We start from the raw sequence: 22,101 nt of genomic DNA, 5'->3' as shown, positions 1-22,101 counted from the left end.
GCTCAGCGGCCGGTCGAGGTGAAGGGCAGCAGGGCCACCTCACGCGAGTTCTTGACGGCCACCGCGATGTCCCGCTGGTGCTGGACGCAGTTGCCGGTCACCCGGCGCGAGCGGATCTTGCCGCGATCGGACAGGAAACGGCGCAGCAGCGCGGTGTCCTTGTAGTCGATCTCGGCGGCCTTCTTGTCCTTGCAGAAGGTGCAGGCCTTGGCCTTGGTGACCTTCTCGACGCGGGGCTTGCGCCCCTTTTGCTTTGCCATGTGTTTGCTCCAGTTAATGCTTCCGGGCCGGCGAGCCCGGTATCAGAAGGGTGGTTCGTCGTCGCCGCCGGCGAAACCGCCGGAGGCGGGCGGTGCGCTGCCCCACGGGTCGTCGGCCGGGGCGGCCTGGCGCGGCGCGGCGGCCGGGGCGCCCTGGCCCCCGCCGGCGTTGCCGCCCTGGTATCCGCCGCCGCCGAAGCCGCCGCCCCCGCCGCTGCCACCACGCGGAGTGCGGGTGACCTTGGCGGTGGCGTAGCGCAGCGAAGGACCGATCTCATCCACTTCCAGCTCCACCACGGTGCGACGCTCCCCTTCACGGGTTTCGTACGACCGCTGCTTGAGCTTGCCCTGCACCACCACACGGGTGCCCTTGGTGAGCGACTCGGTCACGTTCTCCGCCGCGTCCCGCCAGATGCTGCAACGCAGGAAGAGGGCTTCGCCGTCTTTCCATTCGTTGGTCTGACGATCGAAGGTGCGCGGGGTGGAGGCCACCGTGAAGTTGGCCACCGGAGCACCGGATGCGGTGAACCGCAGTTCCGGATCGGCGGTCAAGTTCCCGACGACGGTGATGATCGTGTCAGTCATGCCAGACTCCCTGCAATCGTGTGAGTGCACCGTCCATCCGGTGCGGCCTGCGGGTGGTTTCGATCTACCCTATCGGCCGCCACTGACGGGGCGCGCTCAGTTCAAGACTGTGGACGAGGTGCGCAGAATTACTTGCGCAGGACCTTGGTACGCAGCACCGACTCGTTCAGCTTCAGCTGACGGTCGAGCTCGTTCACCGTGTCCGGGGTCGCGTTCAGATCGACGACGGCGTAGATGCCCTCGCTGTTCTTGGCGATCTCGTAAGCAAGACGGCGCTTGCCCCAGATGTCGACGTTGTCGACCGATCCACCGTCCTTGCGGACCACGTTCAGGAACGTGTCCAGCGACGGGCCGACGGTACGCTCGTCCAGACTCGGGTCGAGGATGACCATCAATTCGTAATGACGCATGAGACCACATCACCTCCTATGGGCTATCGGCCACGGACGTTCCGCGGCAGGAGGGTCGCCTGCGTCGGCAACCCGTCCAAGATACATGAGCAGGCCCTGACCAGGGAAATCGCCGGGGCTGCCTCTAAAGTCGAACCATGCCCCCGGCCCCCTCCCCGGCGCGCGTGCGCCCGCGAATCCTGCAGCGCGGCGAGACCGCGCTGGTGCTGATCACCTCGCTGCTGTTCACCGCCGCCACGCTGACCTGGAGTTATCGGGTCAAAGCACTGTGCACCGGCGGTCCGTTCCATCCGGACGGACGCAGTTTCAACTTCCCCGTCGGCGATCCCCAGCAGATCATTCCCTGCTACTCGGACATCGTGCTGCTGTGGGTGGGCCGGGACATCGACAACCACGTCTTCCCGTACATCCACGGCGGTATCAACGAGCAGGGACATCTGTTCGGCGGTGTGGTCGAGTACCCGGTGCTGTCCGGACTGATGATGTGGGCCGGTGCGATCGGCGCGCACAACGATCAGCAGTTCTTCAACCACACCGTGTTGATGCTGATCCCGTTCGCGGTGGCGATCACCGTCATGCTGGCGCTGCTGACCCGCTGGTGGGTGCTGCTGTGGGCGGCCACCCCGCCGCTGGTGCTCTACGCCTTCCACAACTGGGAGCTGCCGGTGGTCTTCACCGCCGTGGCGGCCGTGGCGGTGCTCGCCTACGGCGGGAGCGTCCATCCCGCGACCGGGCGGCGACGATGGTCGCTGCGCACGTCGTCGATCATCGCCTCGGTGCTGCTGGCGATCGGCTTCTCGCTGAAGATCTATCCGGGCCTGTTCGTGGTGCCGCTGGCCCTGTACGTGCTCACCGGCGGATCGCCCTCGGAGGCGACGCTCGCCGCCCTGCGGGCCGGCCGGAGACGAGTGCTCGACTGGGCCGGCGCCGCCTGGGTGGTGGCCGCCGCCGTGCTCACCACCCTGGTGATCCAGGTGCCGTTCATGATCGCCGGATACCAGGGCTGGCGCGCGGCGCTGGAGTTCCAGGGCCAGCGCAAGGCCGACCTGGACACCAACTCGTTCTGGTACTGGAGTCTGCGGCTGCTGATGAACCGCGACACCTACAACACGGTGGTCGGAGTGCTCTCGCCGCTGCTCATCGCCGTCTCGCTGCTCACCGCGCTGTATCTGGCCTGGCGCCGGATGGGCGTGATCGGCCGATTCCCCTGGATCGGTGCGAGTTTCGCGATGCTGTCCGGGTTCATGCTCTTCCACAAGGTGCATTCGCCGCAGTACACGCTGTGGCTTCTGCCGTTCTTCGCGATCCTCGCGGTGCCGTGGCCGGCCGTGGCCGCCTACCTGGTGACCGACACCATCCTGGATCTGACGATCTTCCGGCTGCTCGGGATCAACACCTCCGGCGCGCCGATGAAGTGGTGGGTGATCTCGGGGGTGAACCTTGCGGTGTGGGTGCATGTGGTGCTGCTGGCCTACTTCGTGATCGCCGGCTCCCGGATGGCGCTGCGGGAGCCGCTGGGCTCGTATCTGCGCACCGCGCTGCCCGGTGACGGTCCACTCACCCGGCTGGCCGCGGCCGACGCCGCCCGCGCCGACGCCTGGCTGGGCCGGCCCGTGCTCTCCGGGTACAACGTGCTGCTGCGCCCACTCGAGCCCGCCGACGCGCAGGCGCTCGGCGCGCTGGCCGGTGACGCGCATGCGGAGATGAGCCGGTGGTCGCCGGGGGTGCCCGCAGGGACCGAGGAGGCGCTGGCATACATCGCCGCAGCCGCCGCCGACCCGGCCCGGGTGGCCTTCGCCGTCGTCGACGAACAGACCGGAGAACTGGTGGGCACCACCAGCTTCTACGACGTCGACGCCGCCGAGCAGACGCTCGCGATCGGCTACACCTTCTATACGCCGGCGGCGCAGGGCACCCGGATCAATCCGGCCGCCAAACTTCTGCTGCTCGACTACGCCTTCACCGGCTGCGATGCCGTGCGCGTGGTGTGGCACACACACGAGAACAACGACCGCTCCCGGGCGGCGATCGGCGCGCTCGGTGCGCGGTTCGAGGGACCGCTGCGCAAACACCGCCGGTTCACCGGCGGCTGGCGCACCACCGCACAGTTCGCGATGGTCGACGACGACTGGCCGCTCGCGCGCGGCGACCTGGAGTCGCGGGTCGGGACACGCAGCGTCCGTCCGTAGGCGGGGTGTCCGTCTTCGGCGGTCGAGTGCCCGGCGAGGCGCTAGCCGAGACGGGTGTATCGAGACCCGGCGCGGCACCGGCGGGGCCTCGATACACCGCCCTCGTTCCTCGGGCGGCACTCGGCCACCAAAGGAACGGAACGCCGGACAACAGGAACGGAACGCCGGACAACCAGAAGAGCACCGCACTCGGCCACCAAAGGAACGGAACGCCGGACAACAGGAACGGAACGCCGGGCAACCGGAAGAGCACCGCACTCGGCCACCAAAGGAACCGAACACCGGGCAACCAGAAGAGCACCGCACTCGGCCAGTGCGGAAGGCAACGCCGGGCACCGAAGAGGATTGTCGACCAGCCAGAAAGGCCGGTCAGCGAACGGCGGCGGCCGGGGAGGCGGTCAGCAGATCGTCGGCGGGCGGGACGTACTGGGGAGTGCGCGGCGCGCGCGGGCGCAGCATGTCGTACAGCACCACTGCGCACAGGCCCGCCACCACGACGGCGCGGACGATCACCGCGGCGTAGAACCAGTCATCGGGCAGCCATTTGCGGTCCTCGTCGAGGAACAGTCCCATCCGGGGCACCCACACCAGCGCGTCGACGACCATCCAGGCGATCAGCAGCCGCGGGTGGTTGCCCAGCGCCAGCACCGCCAGCGGCACCAGCCACAGCGAGTTCTCCGGCGACCACTCCTTGCCGACCAGCAGATAACCGGCGACCAGCAGGAACATCAGCTGCGCAGCGGTGGGCGTGCGCCGGGCCCGCAGCCCCGCATAGGCCACCCCGGCGACGACCGCGGCCAGCAACAGCAGCCACAGCGCGTTGAGCAGATCCGTCGACGGGCTCCAGCCGCCGAGCTCCTCGATGACGCGGTAGAGACTGTCGGGCTGGGCGCCGTTGCGCCACAGCTCCCGGTAGTACTCGCCCCAGCCGGTCGGATAGTTCAGCAGGATCGGCAGATTCACCACGGTCCAGGCGACCGCCCCGGTCACCACGGTGGTACCCCACTGCGCCACCCGCCGCTCGCGGACGCAGATCACGCCCAGCGCCACCACCAGCAGCAGCGGATACAGCGCCGACGCACAGGCCAGGCCCAGGAAGATCCCAGTGCCCAGCGGACGTCGCTCAGCCCAGCACAGCAACGCCAGCGCGACCAGCATCACCGGGATCACCTGGTACGCGGTGAACGCATGCACCATGGCCAGCGGCGACAGCGCCACCAGCGCGCCGAGCCACGGCCGGCGCCGGTCCGTGCGCATCGTCGCCCACACCGCGAGCAGCCAGAACACGGCCAGCAGCAGCGCGGCGATGTTGAAGAAGGCCACCACGTCGAGCGTGTCCGGGATCAGCGGGACCTGATCGGCCAGGTTCTGCCAGCCGCGCGCCAGCTGCGCGACGCCGTAGGCGAACATCCCCACCGCCACCGGCTCGGCCATCGACGAGCGCGTCTGTCCGTCGTTCTCGGTCCAGTACGTACGGAACGGCATGGTGCCGCGGGCCAGATCGCCCGGGGTGAGCCGGTTGGTCTGGTAGCCGGCCACCAGGTCGGTGTAGCAGAGCCCGTAGAACTGCCGCTGGTTGTCCCAGTTGAGCCGGACCTGCCCGGGCTGCCCCTCGACCGGTGCCTGCTGGATGCAGCCGGACTTGCCGAACCAGCTGAGCGACATCGCCAGCAGCGCCAGCAGCAGCACCACGCGCACCGGGGTCCAGGCGCGGCTGCGCCCGATCGCAGCGTGCCAGCCGATCGGTCCCCCGATCACGCCGCTCGCGGCCGCGGCCTGCGCGTTGACGCGGGTGGGCAACACCCGTTCGACGTCGATCTGCAGTTCGTCGTCCAGCGGGAGCGGGGACTCGTAGACCCGCTCACGGCCGGTCCGCGGATCGGTGAGCGTCGAGGTGATCACCGGCGGGGACTCGCTCGACGGCGCCGCGGCGTCCGGCTCGTCCCCCGCCCCGGTTCCAAGCGCCCCGGTTCCAGACTGCCCGGTCTCAGACGGCCCGGTCTCAGACGGCATCGCCTCCGGGGACGCCGCGGCGAACGGGGCCGTCGCGGCGTCCGCCGGATCGTCGGGCCGACTGGTGCTCACCCGGGTCCTAGGCGGCTGGGACCGGCGACTGATCGTCCGGGCCCATCAATTGGCCGCTCTCGCCTTCCGTGCCGTCGTCACCGGATCCGCCGCCGCTGTTGCCGCCGCCGTTGCCCGTGCCGTTGCCGTTTCCGTTGCCCGTGCCGTTGCCGTTTCCGTTGCCGCCGCCGTCACCCCATGGGATGGTCCAGCCCGGCGCGACGGTCACGTTGCCGTCGTCACCCTGCGTGGGCACCGGCACCCGCGGACGTTGCCGGGTGCGGGTGTTGGTCTGCGTCGGGTAGTCCTCGTAGGTGGTCACCGGCGGCGGCTCGTAGGGAACGCCGGCCTGTCCGCCGATCGGATCGGGATCCGGGAAGTTCTTGATCGGGTCACCCGCGAGCGCCTGATCCATGGCGGCCTTCCAGATCTGCGCGGGCAGACCGCTGCCGTAGATGGCGGCGCCGCCGTAGTTGCGCAGCGGCTCGTTGCCCTTCTCTGTGCCCACCCAGACGGCGGTGGACAGCTGCGGGGTGTAGCCGACCATCCACGCATACCGGTTGTTGCCGGTGTTGCCGAGCTGCGCGGTGCCGGTCTTGGAGGCCGACGGCCGGGCGCCGAGCGACGAGTCGTACAGCGAGTTGCCGTTGGAGTAGGCCGCGACCGGTTCGAGGGCGGCGGTCACGTTGTCGGCGACCGCGGCGGAGAAGACGCGCTTGCCCTTCTGCTTCTCCCGCTCGTAGCGCACCTCACCGGAGGAGGTCTCCACCTTCTGCACCAGGAACGGTTCACGGTAGATCCCCGAGGCGGCCAGGGTGGCGTACGCCGAGGCCAGGTCGAGCACCCGCGAGTCGTACTGGCCGAGGACCACACCGCCCTCACTGTGCCCGTTGGCATTGGCCAGCGTGTGCTGCACGTCGCCGAAGCTCTCGGCCACACCGGCCCGGTGGGCGGCGTCGGCCACGTCGTCGGCACCGTGCTTGAGGTCCATCATCAGCCGGTAGTAGACGGTGTTGAGCGACATCTTCATGGCGGTCGCCAGGTTGCAGGTGCCGCAGGATTCGCCCTCGGAGTTCTCCACCACCAGGCCCTGCGCGTTGGTGTACGGGTCCGACGAGTAGGTCTTGGACAGCGGGATGTCCTGCTCGAGGGCCGCGACCAGCGCGAACACCTTGAACACCGAGCCCGTCTGCAGACCCGTGGAGGCGTAGTCCCAGCCCTGACCGTCCTCGCCGCCGTAGTAGCCGACGATGCCGCCGGTGTTCGGGTCGATCGAGACAGACGCCGTGCGCAGATCGTCCGGTTCACCGGAGAGCTTGTCCCGGGAGGCGCTCACCAGCGCCTTCTGCACCTTCGGATCGATCGAGGTGGTGATGCGCAGACCGTCGGTGCGGATCTCCTGCTCGGTGATGCCCAGCTGGTCCAGCTCGGCGAGCACCTGCCGGCGGATGAGTCCGTTCGGCCCGCCCGCCGCACCGGTTTCGACGGCCTTGGGCTTGATGGTCTTGGGGAAGCCCTCGGGCACCCCGCCGTCGAGCACGGTCATCTCGTCGAATTCACTGCGCGGCAGTGCGCCGATCTTCACCATGCCGTCGAGGACGTAGGTCCAGCGCGCAATGGCCAGTTGCTCATCGACGGCCGGGTCGTAGAGCGACGGGCCGCGGATGATGCCGGCCAGCAGCGCGGACTGGGCGTCGTTGAGCGCCGGCTTGCCGTTCTTGGTGGGCTTGGTCAGGTCGATGTTGAAGTAGGCCTTCGCGGCGGCGGCGATGCCGTAGGCGCCGCGGCCGAAGTAGATGGTGTTCAGGTACGCGGTCATGATGTCTTCTTTGGCCCACTGCCGGGACATCTTGGTGGCGATCGCGAGTTCTTTGAACTTGCGCTTGTAGGAGACCTCGTCGCCGACCATCGCGTTCTTCACGTACTGCTGGGTGATGGTCGAACCGCCGCCGGCGTCGGTGCCGCGGAGTTTGCCGAGCGCGGCGCGGCCGAAGCCGGTGACCGAGAAACCGGAGTTCGAGTCGAAGTCGCGGTCCTCGGCGGCCTTGACGGCCTCGACCATCGAGGTGGGGATCTGGTCGTACTTGACGTCGATGCGGTTGCCCTCCGGCGGCACGACGCGGTCGATCACCCCGCCTTTGCTGTCGACGATGGTGGCCACCTGGTTCTGCTTGATGTCGCCCGGCGCGGGCACGGTGACGGTGAGATAGGTGATCAGGAAGGCGAGGACGCCGACGATCGCGACCAGCGGAACGATGCCGGCGGCCACTCCGGCCACCCACGCGATGATCTTGATGCGTCGACGCCGGGGCGCGCCCGGATCCTCGCCGGTCCGCTTAGTCTCGCTGGTCATCGTTCACCACTTCTCCCGCAGTCACACTGCTGACAACTCACTTGAAGGTCCTTAACAAGAGTGACGCACAGAGCCCGCATCGCCAACTGTGCTCACGCCTTGGCGGCACGGCGACGCGTCGCCGCAGGCGCCCTACCGGCAACGTACGAGGTGACCAATTGGTTCCACCGGCAGGTTCGGCACACCTCCACCACGTGCACGGTGAATTCGTCACACCGGCCGGCCAGGACTGCGATCTCGGCGTCGGTGCGGGCCGAACCCGCTGCCCGGCCGAGGTGCTCGCCGAAGACCCAGGACACCAGGGTGACCTGCTCCTTCCGGCAGACCGGGCAGGCCTCGTCGCCCACGGCGCCATGAAAACGCGCAGCTCGCAACAGGTAGCGATCGGCATCGCAGACCTGCTCGAGCGGGACGCGGCCGCTCCGTACGTCGGCCAGCCGCGAGCGCTTCACCAGCGCATAGTCCACGACCTGTCGGTACACGCCTTTCAGCGTAGTCGGGTGCCGGGCGGGCCGGTCCTGTGATGCAGATCAACCCTTCGCCCGGCCGCACTGGATCGACATCAGTTATATCGGTGCGATACATTTGCTGCTGCATCACGGCGAAGTAACGAGACGAGAGGAGTGCCGACGTGCTGGAACTGGCGATCCTCGGGCTCCTCCTCGAATCCCCGATGCACGGCTACGAGTTGCGCAAGCGGCTCACCGGACTGCTCGGCGCGTTCCGCGCGTTCTCGTACGGCTCGCTGTACCCGACGCTGCGTCGCATGCAGGCCGACGGACTGATCGCCGAGGACGAGTCGCCCGGTGCCGTCGGCACCAAGGTGCGGCGCGCCCGGCGCGTCTACCGGCTGACTCCGGCCGGTGAGGCCCGCTTCACCGAGCTGGTCGCCGACACCGGCCCGCAGACCTACACCGATGACGGCTTCGGCGTGCATCTGGCCTTTTTCAGCCGCACCCCCGCGGTGGCCCGGATGCGCATCCTCGAAGGCCGCCGGCGTCAGGTCGAGGAGCGCCGTGAATCGCTGCGCGATCTCCTCGGCCGGTCCACCAAGGCTTCAGACCACTACACCCGCCAGATGCACGAGCTCAGCCTCGAGTCGTCCGAGCGCGAGGTGCAGTGGCTGAACAAACTGATCGCCGACGAAGCGTCGGGATCGGTCCCAGAAGAACTCCCCGTCGCCGGCAGTCCCGCCGGCGACGGTGAAGAAGGAAAGAACCCGGCGGCACAGCATTCCGCCGTTCCGCCGCAACAAGAAGGAGAACCCGACCGTGGGTGACACCAATAAAGTGCGCGTGGCCATCGTTGGCGTGGGTAACTGCGCCTCATCCCTGGTCCAGGGCGTTCACTACTACAAGGATGCCGACGACAACGCCACCGTCCCCGGCCTGATGCACGTCAAGTTCGGCCCGTACCACGTCCGCGACGTCGAGTTCGTGGCCGCGTTCGACGTGGACGCCAAGAAGGTGGGCTTCGACCTCTCGGAGGCGATCAACGCCAGCGAGAACAACACCATCAAGATCGCCGACGTGCCCCCGCTGGACGTGACCGTCCAGCGCGGCCACACCCTCGACGGTCTGGGCAAGTACTACAAGGAGACCATCACCGAGGCCGACGGCGACGGTGTGGACGTGGTGCAGGCGCTCAAGGACAACCAGGTGGACGTCCTGGTCAGCTACCTTCCGGTGGGCTCGGAGCAGGCCGACAAGTTCTACGCGCAGTGTGCGATCGACGCGGGCGTGGCCTTCGTCAACGCCCTGCCGGTGTTCATCGCCTCGGACCCCGAGTGGGCCAAGAAGTTCGCCGACGCCGGCGTGCCGATCGTCGGCGACGACATCAAGAGCCAGGTGGGCGCCACCATCACCCACCGCGTGATGGCCAAGCTGTTCGAGGACCGCGGCGTCGAGCTCGACCGCACCTACCAGCTCAACGTCGGCGGCAACATGGACTTCAAGAACATGCTCGAGCGTGAGCGTCTGGAGTCGAAGAAGGTCTCCAAGACCCAGGCCGTGACCTCGATCCTGGACGGCCCGCTGGCCGGCAAGGTCTACGACAAGAATGTGCACATCGGCCCGTCGGACTACGTCCAGTGGCTCGACGACCGCAAGTGGGCCTACGTGCGCCTCGAGGGCCGTGCCTTCGGCGACGCCCCGCTGAACCTGGAGTACAAGCTCGAGGTCTGGGACTCCCCGAACTCGGCCGGCATCATCATCGATGCCGTGCGCGCGGCGAAGATCGCCAAGGACCGCGGCCTCGGCGGCCCGATCCTGCCGGCCTCGGCCTACCTGATGAAGAGCCCGCCGGAGCAGATCGCCGACGACAAGGCGCGCGCTCAGCTCGAGGCCTTCATCATCGGCGCCGAGTAGGAGCCCGAGCGACGGGCTGCGCCCGTCCCCGGCGCCTCGCCGATACTCCGACAACCCGCCCCGGACTCCTCCCGGGGCGGGTTGTCGCATCGCCGCGCTCGCTCGTCCGGAGACTTCGGCACAGTTGAGCGGATCTGGTGCACACTTCTGTGCCGAAGTTTTTCGGCCGAGCCGATCCGGTCAGAGCAGCGGCGGGATGCGGGCGTCGATCAGGTGGGGTCCGGGTGCGGCGACGGCCGCCGCGAACTGTTCGGCGAGCTCCTCGCAGGTGTTCGCGACGGTGGCCGGGACCCCGAATCCTTCGGCGATTCCGGCGAAGTCCATATCCGGGCGGGCCAGATCCAGCAGTTCGTTGGCCTTGGGTCCGCCGTTGCCGGCACCGGTGCGGGACAGTTCCAGCCGCAGGATCGCGTAGGCGTGGTTGTTCAGCAGCACCACGGTCACGTTCAGGTTCTCCCGCGCCATCGTCCACAGCGCGGAGATGGTGTAGGCGGCGCTGCCGTCGGCCTGCAGGGCGAGCACCGGCCGGTCCGGCTCGGCGACCGCCGCCCCGACGGCCACCGGCAGCCCCTGGCCGATGGCCCCGCCGGTCAGGGTGAGCACATCGTGTTTGGGCGAACCGGCGGTGGCGGCCGGCAGCAGCAGGCCCGAGGTGTTGGTCTCGTCGGAGATGATCGCGTTCTCGGGCAGCAGCGCCCCGATCACCTGCACCCAGTTGGCGGCGTCGAGCGGTCCCGACGGGAGCTCAGGCACCGCCGCCGGGGCCGGCCGGGGCTCGACGTCCGGGGCCACCAGCCCGGCCAGTTCCTCGAGAGCGGCCACCACGTCCACCCCGGTCTCGGCGAGAGTGTGCAGCTGCGCGCCCTCGGGCACCAGACTGCTGGCCTTGCCGGGGTAGGCGAAGAACGACACGGGGGCGGCGGCCCCGGCCACGATCAGATGCGCGGCCCCGTCGAGCTGAGCCTGCGCGGCCTCGGCCAGGTAGCCGAGCCGGTCCATCGCCGGCACCCCGGCGCCGCGCGTGTGCCGGACCGGGAAGGTCTCCACCAGCGGTGTGGCCCCGGTCGCGGCGGCGATGCGGTCGGCGGCCCGCTGTCCACGCTCCCCGGCGGCGGGGCCGCCGATCAGAAGTACCGCCCGTTCGCCGCTGCGCAGCATCTCGGCGATCTGCTGCACTGTCGCCCGATCCGGGGCGGTGGCCCCGGCGACGCCGGCCGGTGCGGCCGGCACACCGCCCTCGCTCCAGGAGATGTCGGCGGGCAGGATCAGGTTGGCCACCCGGCCCGGGGTGGCCTGAGCAGCGGCGACGGCCTCGGCGGTGTCGGTCCCGATGGTGGTGCCGTCGGAGATCCGGCGCACCCAGCCGTGGGTCCATTCGGCGAGCGGTTCGATATCGGATTCGAGCGGCGCGTCGTACTGCTTGTGATAGGTGGCGTGGTCGCCGATCACGTTGACCAGGGGTACGCGAGCTCTGCGGGCGTTGTGCAGATTCGCCAGCCCGTTGCCCAGGCCGGCACCGAGGTGCAGCAGCGTGGCCGCCGGCGTGCCGGTCATCCGGGCGTAGCCGTCGGCGGCCCCGGTGACCACCCCCTCGAACAGGCACAGCACGCCGCGCATCTCGGGGACGTCGTCCAGGGCGGCGACGAAGTGCATCTCGGAGGTACCGGGGTTGGCGAAACACACCCTCACGCCCGAGTCGAGCAGGGTGGTCATCAGCGCCTGGGCACCAGTGGTCATCGTGCGTCCCTTCAGTGGTGGTCCGGGAGGCTCAGCAGCGCCCCGGGGTTGAGGATGCCTGCCGGATCGAAGGCGCGTTTGACGGCGCTCATCAACTCCAGCACGGCGGGGTCTTCCAGATCGCGGTAGTGGCCGGCCTTGATCCGGCCGAGTCCGTGCTCGCCGGCGATGGCGCCGCCGAGTTCCACTGCGGCGGAGAAGATCTCGTGCAGCAGCTGGTGGCGTACGGCTTCGTCGGGGCAGAAGACGGCCAGATGAACATTGCCGTCGCCGGCATGCCCGCAGCCCACCACGCCGGCTCCCGCCCGCCCGGCGAGTTCCCGGGCCCGGTCGAGGAAGCCGGACATCTGGGCGCGCGGCACCACGGTGTCGATCACGTCGTCGGCCCCGGCCGCCTTGCCCATCCAGAAGGCCTTCTCCCTGGCCTCGATCAGGGTCCGCGCCGAAGGGCCTTCCAGGACGTACAGATCCAGCGCCCCGAGTGATTCGGCCAGCTCCCCAAGCAGTTGCACGTCGGCGTCGAGACGGTCGCGCTCCCGGCTTTCGAGCCCGACGACCAGGTAGGCCTGTGCGGCCTGCCGGACGTCCTCCGGAACCCCGAGGTCGAGGTTCTGTGCGGCACTGATGGCGGCGAGGGTGAAGGCGTCGATGTATTCGAGCAGGTCCGGGTCCACGCCGGTGCGCAGCACGGCCGGCACCGCGTCGGTGACCGCGCGCAGATCGGGGAATGGGACCAGCAGGGTGGCCGCATGCGCCAGGCGCGGGTACAGCCGCACGGTCACCTCGGTGGCCAGCGCGAGGGTGCCCTCGGAGCCGATGATGAGCTGGGTGAGGTCGTAACCGCTGGAGAGTTTGGTGATCTTGCCACCGAGGCGGATCAGCCGTCCGGTGGGCAGCGCCGCCTGCAGCCCCAGCACGTTGTGCCGGGTGACGCCGTACTTGACCGCGCGCATGCCGCCGGCGTTGGTGCCGACGTTGCCGCCCAGGCTCGCGCTCTGCTCCCCGGGGAAGACCTGGTACGCCAGGCCGTGTTCGGCGGTGGCGGCGTCGAGCCGGGCCAGGGTCACGCCGGGCTGGACCACCGCGACCTGGTTGGCCACGTCGATCTCGACGATGGAGTCCATCTTCTCGAAGGAGACCACCAGGCCGTCCGGCAACGGACGCGCGGCCCCGGACAGGCCGGTGCCGCTCCCGCGTGCGGTGACCGGCACCCCGGCCGACGAGGCGACCGCCAGCAGCGCCGCCACCTGCTCTGCCGTCTCCGGCCGGGCCACGAAGCGCGGGACGACCGGGTCGCCCACGAGGGCTTCGTCGTGGCTGTAGTCGGGACCGGCGTCCGTTCCGGTGAGTAGGTTCCCGGCGCCGACGACGGCGGCGAAGCTCTCGGCGATTCCGTCGGCTCCCTGGGACATCGGTCACCTCGCAGGTCATTGGGTACGGTCGTGTATCCGAACTGAACGTACGCCGACCCGCACGGCGGCGACCAGAGAATCTCGTCCCTCGTTACGGACCGATTCACCCGCGCGGCGCCTCCCGAACCGCCGAATCCTAAAGCCTATAGGTTAGTGTCGAGGTGGCCGCAGAACGTCGAGACGCCGGCGGCCGACGATGAACGCAGATCAGGTGAGACAGTGACAGCAGAGCAGACCCCCGTCCCGGTGCTCGATCCCGGGGACCCGATGATCGCCCGGATCGGCGCCGACTCGTCGTCACGCGTCCTGGGCGTGCGCTACCGCGGCCGGACCGCCGCCGGTGCGGCGGTCTGCGAACAGCAGATCACCGCCGCCCGCCTGGACCGGCACGGCTTCATCGGCATCGATTCGCTCGGCGTACTGATCGACGTCGCCGGCGGGGCGCCCACGTACGGTCTGATCTCCGCCGACGCCGAGAACGTGGTCGCCCGGCTGTCGGTGTCGCTGACGCCTGCGGTGGCCGGCCCGGCCACTGTGCTCGTCGCCGGTGAAACCCTCACCGTCGACAGCGTCCGGGGCAATGCGCTCGCCGCCGGGAAGATCTTTGCCGGCGGCGCCGTGATCGGTTCGGTCACCTGCCGGACCATGGCGGTCACCCGGTCGGCGGTCGCACCGCCGGTCGCCGGTCAGGCCGTCGCCGTCGACGATGCCCTCGACAACGGACTCGCGGCGACCGCACCCGCCGCGGACGGCACCGCACTGGCGACGCGCTGGCGGCCGCAGCCGTGGATGGACAACGGCATCGGCTCGGTGCAGGGCGGGGTGATTCTGGGCTGCGCTGCGGCGGTCGCCGACCAGGCCGCCGCACAGGCCTCGCCGCTGCGCCGGCAGGTGATCGATCTGTCGCTGGAGATCATGCGCTCACCGACTCTGTCCGAGACCGGCTACCGATGGGTCTCGACGGTGCTGCGCAGCGGACGCCGGCTGTCCGTGGTGGACTCGGTGCTCGTCGACGACGACGGTCACCGGTACGCCCAGTCGACGGCGACGGCGCTGACCCTCAACTGACCACTTTCCGTCCGCCCGGACGGGCCGGCGCTAGGACGCGTCCGAGGCCAACTGCAGACCCATCGCTCCGATCAGCGCACCGAGTCCCTTGTACGGCCGGACCAGGACGGTGAAGTCGACGATCCTGCCCTGCTCATTCCAGGTGATCACGTCCACGCCCTCCACATCGAGCCCGTCGACGACGGCGGTGAAGCCCAGGACGGCCGAGTCCTCGGCCGTCCACTGCCTGCCGTATTCGATCGTCGGCCCCAGCACCTGGATGGCTGCCCACAGATAGGCGAAGACCTTCTCCCGGCCGCGTTGCGGGGTGTGCACTGCCGGGGACTTGAACACCGCCGCGTCGTCGATCATCTCCCGGAGCCGATCGGGCTGCGGGTCGGCGACGAAGCCGTGCCAGCCGGCCACACCGGCCTGCACATCGATACCCGTACTCATCGGTTCTCCCGTCTTCCCGTCTGTCTGCCGTCTGTCGTACCAGCTCGGGGGCATCGAGGATGCGTAGATCTCGACCAGCCCTCAGATCAGACTGAGAGGCCCACCGGCACGGCGTCGACGATCTGATCCAGATACTCGGTCATCCCGTGGATCGTCTCGCCGCGCGGTGTGGTCCAGACGGTCGCGCCTTCGACGATTCGCGTGATGGCCCAGCCGTCTCCGTCACGCTTCCGGTTCCGCAGCGGAACACTGCTGTGAACGTCGCCCTCGAAAACCCATGCGCGATCCGCGCAGGACAGTGTGACCACGGTATTTCGCTGGTAATCCGACTCGTCTCGGCTGGTCGTGATCTCCACCGAATCGCACCGGATGAGCTCGCCGTCGTCGACGACGAATCCGCCACGGCGAGACGTACCGTCGGGATTTCCGAAGTAGGCCGCCATGAACGACACCGAGCCGCCGGTGCCGTGCGCCCAGCGGTAGAACCACGGCGCCTGCCACGACCGCGGCCCCCACGAGTGGTCCCGCAGTCCGTAACCGGCCACGGTCCTCGATTCACCGTCTATGGTCACATCGCCGGCCACTCGCATGGACTGCTCGTAGTGGTTCGGGGCGAAGGAACCCCCGTCGTCGTCAAAGGTCTCCGCGTACGGCGGACCGACCCGGGAGAAGGTCAATCGCGCAGTCACGCCGACGGTCGGGCTGGTCGACAGCGCCGCCTTCGGATCTGCCAGAGAATGGGGGTCTGCGAGCACGTTGACCTCCCCCTCGAAGGTCACTTCCAGTGACTCCATGGGCTCGAGAACCGTGACCGTCAGGCCACCGCTGCTGAGCCGGTCATTGCCGGTGATCGTCGGGCGGTCGTAGGAGAAGGCCACCCGCCCATCGGGCAGGTACAGGCAGACGGTGCGTTCCGCATGGCCTTCATTGGGCCTGTTCGCCAGACGCAGGAACCCGCCGAGTCCGGCATCGCCGTCGTAGAACTGGAAGTACATCGACTCGTTGAAGTTGGGCTCGTCGGTGACGTCGTGGGTGTAGTCGTCGTCGGGGGTCATGCGGCACTGCTCCTGAGGTGGATCTGCGACTGCTCGAGAAGTGCAGCCACACTGTTCTCTATGCTCTCGACGGTGATCCCACTGTGATCCTCGAACCGGCCTGAGCGGCGTCGATCGACCACCCCCTGCAAGAGGCTCGCCGCCCGCCAGGTGGTGAGCGCGCGGTAGAAGCCCAGACCGTCGAGGTACCTCGCCTCGATGCCCGTTGCGGCCGCATATCGCTCGATGAGCGCGCCTCGGTCCGGGAATCCGCCCGCCCGCGTCGGCGACGGCATGGCGATCGCCGGCTCGTCCGGTGCACGCCAGTCGTCGAGCAGCCAGGCCAGATCGACGAGCGGATCACCGACCGCAGCCAGCTCCCAGTCCAGAACTGCGCTGACCGCGCCGTTGCGGACGAGGAGATTCGAGAGCCGATAGTCTCCGTGGACGATGGCCGACGGCGGCTCCGGGGGCACCGAGCGATCGAGCCCGTCGCAGACCTCACGCCACAACGGATCGAGTGGGGACTGCGTGCCCACCCGGTCCCACATCTGCGCCGCCCGACGGATCTGGCGGCGGACATACGGCGTCGTCGAGGAGAGGTGCCCGAGCCCCACGGAAGCGGGGTCGAGCGTGTGCAGCCGGGCGAGCACATCGATGACATCCTCGCCGAGCGCCCGCCGAGTGTCCGGATCGAGCCCTTCCGCGTCGGCCTCGCTCTCCAGAACCACGCCGGGCATCTCGGTCATGACGTAGTAGAGGCGCCCGTTCGCCTCCGCCCGGTCTGCCACCACCTGCGGGACCGGCACGCCGGTGTTCCTCATCGCCTTGAGGAAGAGCACTTCGCGAGCCATGTCGTGAGCCGTCCCGCCCTCCCCGGGAGGAGGCTGCCGCAGCACCCAGGCACGCCCGGCCTCATCGGTCATGAGCGACGTCAGATTCGACTGCCCGATTCCGATGCGGCGCAGCGAGACCCCGCCCGAGACGTCGATACCGCTCTCACGCAGCAGGGCTGCCACCGTCTCCGGAGTGACCGGCTCGGCAGCGCTCTGTGACCGGACCATTCCGCCTCGCCTCTCGTCTCGCCGGGCAACGCATCGCCCGCCGGAGCGGGTCGATCCACCCGCAGCTCACGCTCAGTCGCGACATTCCCAGCGACAATTACTATTCGAACATAAATTAAATTTCTGTTAGCGTCAAGCCTCGGGAGGATCGCGCACCGATCCTCGGACACCCTTCACACCCACGAGGTCTACCGACATGACACTTCCCGACGTGCTCCGAACTCCACTCACCCTGCCGGTGATGGGCGCGCCGATGTTTCTCGCCTCCGGACCCGAGCTGGTGACCGCGCAGTGCCAGGCCGGAGTCATCGGCACCTTCCCCGCCCTGAACGCGCGGCCGGCGAGCCGCCTCGCCGAGTGGCTCGATCAGATCGACCGGGAGAACACCGCCTTCTCGGCCGCCCATCCCGACGCGATCGTGGCCCCGTTCGGCGTGAACCTGATCGTGCACAAGACGAACGACCGCCTCGAAGAGGACCTGGCGACCATCGTCGACCACCGGGTTCCGATCATCGTCACCTCGCTCGGGGTGAACACGGACGTGATCGAGGCCGTGCACTCGTACGGGGGGATCGTTCTGCACGACGTGGTCAACGACAGGTTCGCCCGCAAGGCCGTGGCCGCCGGCGCCGACGGGCTCATCGCCGTGGCCGCCGGCGCCGGCGGCCACGGCGGCAACATCTCCCCGTTCGCCCTGGTCCAGGAGATCCGTCAGTGGTTCGACGGCCCACTGCTGCTCTCGGGCGCCCTCGGTCACGGCCGGTCGATTCTCGCGGCGCTCGCCGCCGGCGCCGACCTCGCGTATGTGGGTTCGTCGTTCCTCGCCACCGAAGAGGCCACCGCAGTGCCCGAATACAAGGAGATGGTGATCGGTGCGACCGCCGCGGACATCGTCAACAGCGACAAGTTCACCGGGGTGCCCGCCAACTACCTGCGCGGGAGCATCGAGGCCGCGGGCATCGATCCTGCCTCGCTGAGCAGTCTGACACCGGGAGCGTTGACCGTCGACGGCGACGACGGCGCCGGCGGGCCCCGGCCGTGGCGGGACATCTGGGGATGCGGGCAGGGCGTCGCGACGTCGAACTCACTCACCACCGTGCGTGAACTGGTCTCCAGGCTGTCGCAGGAGTTCGAGAGCGCCTCGGACGAACTGGCCGCCCGGCTGCGCCGCTGATCAGGGCTCGCCGTGACGCGGCAGCGACTGGCGACGGAGGGTCACCCGGTAGGTGTACTGCTCCGGCAGGAAGTGGCTGACCGCCAGCTCGATCGCCCGATCGTTCGCATCGAAATACAGCCGGTCGACGCGCAGCACCGGTTCACCGACCGCGCAGCCCAGCGCGGCGGAGACCTCGGCATCGGCCCCGACCGCGGTGATCGACTGCGAGCAGGTCTCGATCGGCGAGTCGAGATGAGGTTCGAGAAGCCCGATCATGGTGTTCGGGCTGACCGCTCCGGCGTGCAGTTCACGTGCGCCCTCGACCAGTCGGCCGACGTCCTCCGGCCAGTAGACGGCGGTGATCACGAACGGCGTCCGGTCGTTGAAGCGACGCAGGATCAACCGGCACACCCGGTCGGTGTCCAGCCGCAGCCGCCCCGCCGCGGCCAGGTCCACCATGGTCGCCGGCGCCTGAGCGATCTCCATGTCGGTGTCGTCGGACAGGCTCATGAGGTCCTCGATGGAACCGAGCTGACGGAGATACCGGCCGTGACCGCGGGCGACGAAGGTCCCCCTTCCCGGGATCCGGTAGACCAGCCCTTCGGCGACGAGATCGACGAAGGCCCGGCGCACGGTCTGGCGGCTGAGCCCGAACTCGGCGGTGAGCTCGGACTCGGTCGGCAGCTTGTCCTCCACCCGGTAGTCGCCCGCGCGTATCCGCTCCCGGATCGTCGCCGCCAGAGCCCGGTACGCCGGTTCGGCCGATCCCGTCGATCTCATGACGCCCAGGATGTCATGGCCGTCGTCCCGGCCGTTCCCGCGGACCGCTCACAGCGCACCCCTGGACATGAGCTGCGAGGCGATGACATTGCGCTGGATCTCGTTGGTGCCCTCGCCGACGATCATCAGCGGCGCATCGCGGAAGTAGCGCTCGACGTCGTACTCAGTGGAGTAGCCGTAACCGCCGTGGATGCGCACAGCGTTCAGTGCGATCTCCATCGCCACCTCGGACGCGTACAGCTTGGCCATGCCGGCCTCCATGTCGCACCGATCGCCGCTCTCGTAGCGCCGCGCCGCATACCAGGTGAGCTGGCGTGCGGCCGTCAGCTTGGTGGCCATCTCGGCCAGATAGTTGCCGATCGACTGGTGCTTCCAGATCGGCTTGCCGAAGGACTCGCGCTGCGCGGCATAGGCCATCGAATCCTCCAGCGCCGCCGTGGCCACACCGAGCGCCCGGGAGGCCACCTGGATCCGGCCCGTCTCCAGCCCCTTCATCATCTGACCGAAGCCCCGGCCCGGCTCACCGCCGAGCACCGCCGAGGCGGGCACCCGGTAGCCGTCGAACGACAGCTCACAGGTCTCGACACCCTTATAGCCGAGCTTGGGCAGATCACGGGAGACCGTCAGCCCCGGACCGTGTTCGCACAGCACCACCGAGATCCCGCGGTGCCGCGGCTGCGCCGCCGGATCGGTCTTGCACAGCAGAGCGATCAGCCCGGATCGGCGGGCATTCGAGATCCACGTCTTGGCGCCGTTGATCACCAGATCCTCGCCGTCGGCCTTCGCCACGGTCGAGATGTTCTGCAGATCCGAGCCGCCACCCGGCTCGGTGAGCGCCATCGTGGCGCGCAGCTCACCGGTCGCCATCCGAGGCAGGTACTGCGCCTTCTGCTCCTCGGTGCCGAACTGCACCAGCAGCTTGGCGACCACGGTGTGCCCTCCCATGGCACCGGCCAGACTCATCCAGCCGCGGGCCAGCTCCTGCGTCACCTGCGCGTAGCAGGTCATCGACACCGGCGAGCCGCCGTATTCCTCGGGGACCGCCAGCCCGTAGATCCCGATCGACTTCATCTGGTCGATCCACTTCTCCGGGTACTCGTTCGCGTGCTCAACCTCCTGGACCGTCGGCTTCACCTCGCGATCGATGAAGGACCGGACGGTCTCGACGAGGTATTCCTCTTCCGGATTGAGTTCGCTCATGCGAGGCACCACACCTGTTTCAGTCGTCTCCTACTGTTTGTACGGCCAAAGTATGCTCTAATCCTGTTCCAGGTCAAGCCCCCTTTCCCCAACCACCGACAGGATGGTATGACTTCCATTGGACTCTTTGGCCGGATATTTACTCGAGAGGCACCCCATGACTAGTCCCAGCCGCGTGGCGCTGGTGGCCCCCGCATCCGATGAGCGCAAGGCACGCAAGGCGCTCGCCGGCGAGGCAGACCTGGTGATCCTCGACCTCGAGGACGCCGTACTGCCCGCGGACAAGGATTCGGCACGCCGCGCCGCCGGCACCCTGATCAGGGAGTTCGGCACCCGGCGTCCGGTGTCCGTGAGGATCAACGCGCTGACGACGCCGTGGGCCGGCGACGACCTGGCGGCCTGCGCCGCACTCGACGCACTGCAGAGCGTGGTGCTGCCGAAGGCCGAGACACCCGGACAGATCGTCGACGTCGACCGTGCACTCGGCGACACACCGACCACCGTGCACGCACTGATCGAGACCGCGGTCGGCGTCCGGGACGTCGACGCGATCGCCGGTGCGTCACCACGGCTGGAGGCCCTGATCATCGGCTACGCCGACCTGGCGGCGGAGCTCGGTCGCTCGGCCACCATCACCCGGTCGGCGTGGGAGCCCGTCCAGGACCGCGTACTCATCGCCGCCCGGGCCGCGGGACTGAGCGTTCTCGACGGACCGCATCTGACCATCGCCGACGACGCGGACTTCCGCGCCGCGAAGACCCGGGTGCGTGATCTCGGGTTCGACGGCACCTGGGTGATCCATCCTCAGCAGATCGCCACCGCACTGGAGATCTTCACTCCGGACGACACCGCCGTCCAGGAAGCCCGGCGCGTCCTGGACGCTCTGCAGACGGCCGCCGAACAGGGCGCGGGAGCCGCATCGCTCGACGGACGGATGCTCGACGAAGCGCTCGCCGTGGCCGCACGACGAACACTGAAGAAGGCAGGACAGAGATGACTGAACCCACTCACGTCGGCGGACCGTACTTCGATGAGCTCCGTCGCGGTCAGGTCTTCGACACCGCGCCGGCGGTGACCCTCACCGAAGGCATGGCCGCCACCCACCAGGCCATCGTCGGCGACCGGCTCCGCCTGCCCCTGGACGCGGTGCTCTCCGAACGGGTCACCGGGCGCCCGGGCCTGGCCCATCCGGCCCTGGTGACGGACCTGGCGATCGGACAGTCGACGCTGGTGACCCACCACGTCAAGGCCAACCTCTTCTACCGAGGCCTGCAACTGCTGCACCATCCGCATATCGGCGACACGTTGAGCACCCGGACCACGGTGGCCGGCCTGCGCCGCAACTCGCTCCGCGAGGGCCGGGCACCGACCGGTCTGGTGGCTCTGCACGTGCAGACCGACGACCAGGACGGCCGGCGGGTGCTCGATTTCCATCGCTGCGCCATGCTGCCGTTGTCCCCGGACGTCGACCCGGCGAGCTGTCACCACGCCGACGACCTGTCCGCGGTCGGCGACGACGGTCTTCCTCCGCCCCCGACGCCCGACTGGGATCTGCCGGCCTTCCGGTCTGCCGCCGGCGGTGCGCACTTCTCCCCGGATCTCGTCGGCCGGCGCTACCTGAGCAGCGGAGACGTGGTCTCGAGCGCGCCGGAGCTGGCCCGGTTGACTCTCAATGTGGCGGCCACGCACCACGACGAGCGAAACGCCGGTGCCCGCCTGGTCTACGGCGGGCACACCATCGGCGTCGCGCTGGCCCAGGCCTGCCGTGCCCTGCCGAATCTGGTGACGGTGCTGTCCTGGGATTCCTGCGACCACACCGGTCCCGTCCACGAGGGCGACACCCTCACCAGCGAACTGACCGTGCTCGCCGCCGAGCGCCGCGCGGCCGGCGGTGCGGTGCACCTGCGATCGGTGGTGCATGCCCACCGGTCGCCGGGCGCTGCCGAGCCGGTCCTGGACTGGCGGTTCTGGGCCCTGATGGCCTGACC

The 22,101-nt window shown here is 68.9% G+C and carries 20 protein-coding genes; 7 read left to right on the top strand and 13 right to left on the bottom strand.

Annotation, left to right across the window (positions count from 1 at the left end; genetic code table 11):
- Positions 1–2: 2 nt before the first annotated feature.
- The 3 genes from rpsR to rpsF all read right to left on the bottom strand — a co-directional run bounded on the left by rpsR (position 3) and on the right by rpsF (position 1,255).
- Positions 3–260, bottom strand: a complete 258-nt coding sequence (gene rpsR, locus ACJMNC_RS14970) for a 30S ribosomal protein S18 (protein ID WP_408948764.1) — start codon at positions 258–260, stop codon at positions 3–5.
- Between the two features lie 42 nt (positions 261–302).
- Complete coding sequence (locus tag ACJMNC_RS14965) at positions 303–845, bottom strand: single-stranded DNA-binding protein (protein ID WP_408948763.1); 543 nt, start codon at positions 843–845, stop codon at positions 303–305.
- 128 nt (positions 846–973) lie between these two features.
- Positions 974–1,255: a 30S ribosomal protein S6 gene (rpsF, locus tag ACJMNC_RS14960; RefSeq protein WP_408948762.1), complete on the bottom strand. Its 282-nt coding sequence runs from the start codon at positions 1,253–1,255 to the stop codon at positions 974–976.
- A 137-nt stretch (positions 1,256–1,392) separates the two neighbouring features.
- Between rpsF and ACJMNC_RS14955 the strand changes: the two genes are divergently transcribed.
- Entirely contained in the window at positions 1,393–3,444 is a 2,052-nt protein-coding gene (locus ACJMNC_RS14955; RefSeq protein ID WP_408948761.1) for a GNAT family N-acetyltransferase, read from the top strand.
- A 369-nt stretch (positions 3,445–3,813) separates the two neighbouring features.
- Here ACJMNC_RS14955 and ACJMNC_RS14950 read toward each other — a convergent pair whose 3' ends face one another.
- From ACJMNC_RS14950 to ACJMNC_RS14940, 3 genes are all read right to left on the bottom strand, one after another.
- Positions 3,814–5,529, bottom strand: coding sequence for a glycosyltransferase family 87 protein (locus ACJMNC_RS14950; RefSeq protein ID WP_408948760.1), 1,716 nt, complete (start codon positions 5,527–5,529; stop codon positions 3,814–3,816).
- A 7-nt stretch (positions 5,530–5,536) separates the two neighbouring features.
- Positions 5,537–7,861 (bottom strand): transglycosylase domain-containing protein, encoded by a 2,325-nt coding sequence (locus ACJMNC_RS14945; protein WP_408948759.1) that lies wholly within the window; start codon positions 7,859–7,861, stop codon positions 5,537–5,539.
- A 92-nt stretch (positions 7,862–7,953) separates the two neighbouring features.
- On the bottom strand, positions 7,954–8,343 hold the full coding sequence (locus tag ACJMNC_RS14940) for a DUF5318 family protein (protein ID WP_408948758.1): 390 nt from the start codon (positions 8,341–8,343) through the stop codon (positions 7,954–7,956).
- Positions 8,344–8,492: 149 nt separating this feature from the next.
- Here ACJMNC_RS14940 and ACJMNC_RS14935 point away from each other — a divergent pair, with 149 nt between their 5' ends.
- Positions 8,493–9,140 carry a PadR family transcriptional regulator gene (locus ACJMNC_RS14935; protein ID WP_408948757.1) on the top strand — a complete coding sequence of 216 codons (648 nt, stop codon included), beginning with the start codon at positions 8,493–8,495 and terminating at the stop codon, positions 9,138–9,140.
- The gene (locus ACJMNC_RS14930) at positions 9,133–10,227 is read left to right on the top strand and encodes an inositol-3-phosphate synthase (RefSeq protein WP_408948756.1); all 1,095 of its coding nucleotides are present in this window, start codon (positions 9,133–9,135) and stop codon (positions 10,225–10,227) included. The genes ACJMNC_RS14935 and ACJMNC_RS14930 overlap by 8 nt, the downstream gene beginning before the upstream one ends.
- 180 nt (positions 10,228–10,407) lie before the next feature.
- On the opposite strand, the gene ACJMNC_RS14925 is transcribed toward ACJMNC_RS14930, so the two are convergent.
- Both ACJMNC_RS14925 and ACJMNC_RS14920 read right to left on the bottom strand, forming a co-directional pair.
- Positions 10,408–11,964 carry an acetolactate synthase large subunit gene (locus ACJMNC_RS14925; protein ID WP_408948755.1) on the bottom strand — a complete coding sequence of 519 codons (1,557 nt, stop codon included), beginning with the start codon at positions 11,962–11,964 and terminating at the stop codon, positions 10,408–10,410.
- Between the two features lie 11 nt (positions 11,965–11,975).
- On the bottom strand, positions 11,976–13,376 hold the full coding sequence (locus ACJMNC_RS14920; RefSeq protein ID WP_408948754.1) for an FAD-binding oxidoreductase: 1,401 nt from the start codon (positions 13,374–13,376) through the stop codon (positions 11,976–11,978).
- Positions 13,377–13,595: 219 nt separating this feature from the next.
- On the opposite strand from ACJMNC_RS14920, the gene ACJMNC_RS14915 reads away from it, so the two are divergent.
- On the top strand, positions 13,596–14,444 hold the full coding sequence (locus ACJMNC_RS14915) for a hypothetical protein (RefSeq protein ID WP_408948753.1): 849 nt from the start codon (positions 13,596–13,598) through the stop codon (positions 14,442–14,444).
- Between the two features lie 30 nt (positions 14,445–14,474).
- Here the strand turns inward: ACJMNC_RS14915 and ACJMNC_RS14910 are convergent, their stop codons facing one another.
- The 3 genes from ACJMNC_RS14910 to ACJMNC_RS14900 form a co-directional block, all read right to left on the bottom strand.
- On the bottom strand, positions 14,475–14,879 hold the full coding sequence (locus ACJMNC_RS14910) for a nuclear transport factor 2 family protein (protein WP_408948752.1): 405 nt from the start codon (positions 14,877–14,879) through the stop codon (positions 14,475–14,477).
- 86 nt (positions 14,880–14,965) lie between these two features.
- On the bottom strand, positions 14,966–15,874 hold the full coding sequence (locus ACJMNC_RS14905) for a hypothetical protein (protein WP_408948751.1): 909 nt from the start codon (positions 15,872–15,874) through the stop codon (positions 14,966–14,968).
- A gap of 56 nt (positions 15,875–15,930) precedes the next feature.
- Positions 15,931–16,932: a phosphotransferase family protein gene (locus tag ACJMNC_RS14900; protein WP_408948750.1), complete on the bottom strand. Its 1,002-nt coding sequence runs from the start codon at positions 16,930–16,932 to the stop codon at positions 15,931–15,933.
- Between the two features lie 241 nt (positions 16,933–17,173).
- On the opposite strand from ACJMNC_RS14900, the gene ACJMNC_RS14895 reads away from it, so the two are divergent.
- Entirely contained in the window at positions 17,174–18,151 is a 978-nt protein-coding gene (locus ACJMNC_RS14895; RefSeq protein WP_408948749.1) for an NAD(P)H-dependent flavin oxidoreductase, read from the top strand.
- On the opposite strand, the gene ACJMNC_RS14890 is transcribed toward ACJMNC_RS14895, so the two are convergent.
- Together ACJMNC_RS14890 and ACJMNC_RS14885 are read right to left on the bottom strand one after the other, a co-directional pair.
- Entirely contained in the window at positions 18,152–18,913 is a 762-nt protein-coding gene (locus tag ACJMNC_RS14890; RefSeq protein WP_408948748.1) for a GntR family transcriptional regulator, read from the bottom strand.
- Positions 18,914–18,961: 48 nt separating this feature from the next.
- Positions 18,962–20,113 (bottom strand): acyl-CoA dehydrogenase family protein, encoded by a 1,152-nt coding sequence (locus ACJMNC_RS14885; protein WP_408948747.1) that lies wholly within the window; start codon positions 20,111–20,113, stop codon positions 18,962–18,964.
- A gap of 157 nt (positions 20,114–20,270) precedes the next feature.
- Between ACJMNC_RS14885 and ACJMNC_RS14880 the strand changes: the two genes are divergently transcribed.
- Positions 20,271–21,110: an HpcH/HpaI aldolase/citrate lyase family protein gene (locus ACJMNC_RS14880; RefSeq protein ID WP_408948746.1), complete on the top strand. Its 840-nt coding sequence runs from the start codon at positions 20,271–20,273 to the stop codon at positions 21,108–21,110.
- The gene (locus tag ACJMNC_RS14875; RefSeq protein WP_408948745.1) at positions 21,107–22,099 is read left to right on the top strand and encodes a MaoC family dehydratase; all 993 of its coding nucleotides are present in this window, start codon (positions 21,107–21,109) and stop codon (positions 22,097–22,099) included. The genes ACJMNC_RS14880 and ACJMNC_RS14875 overlap by 4 nt, the downstream gene beginning before the upstream one ends.
- Positions 22,100–22,101 lie beyond the last annotated feature (2 nt).

This window comes from Gordonia sp. VNK21, assembly GCF_046098115.1.
Classification (GTDB): domain Bacteria; phylum Actinomycetota; class Actinomycetes; order Mycobacteriales; family Mycobacteriaceae; genus Gordonia.
The sequence above is the reverse complement of the archived record's forward strand: the minus strand, read 5'-3'. Positions and strand labels throughout refer to the sequence as shown.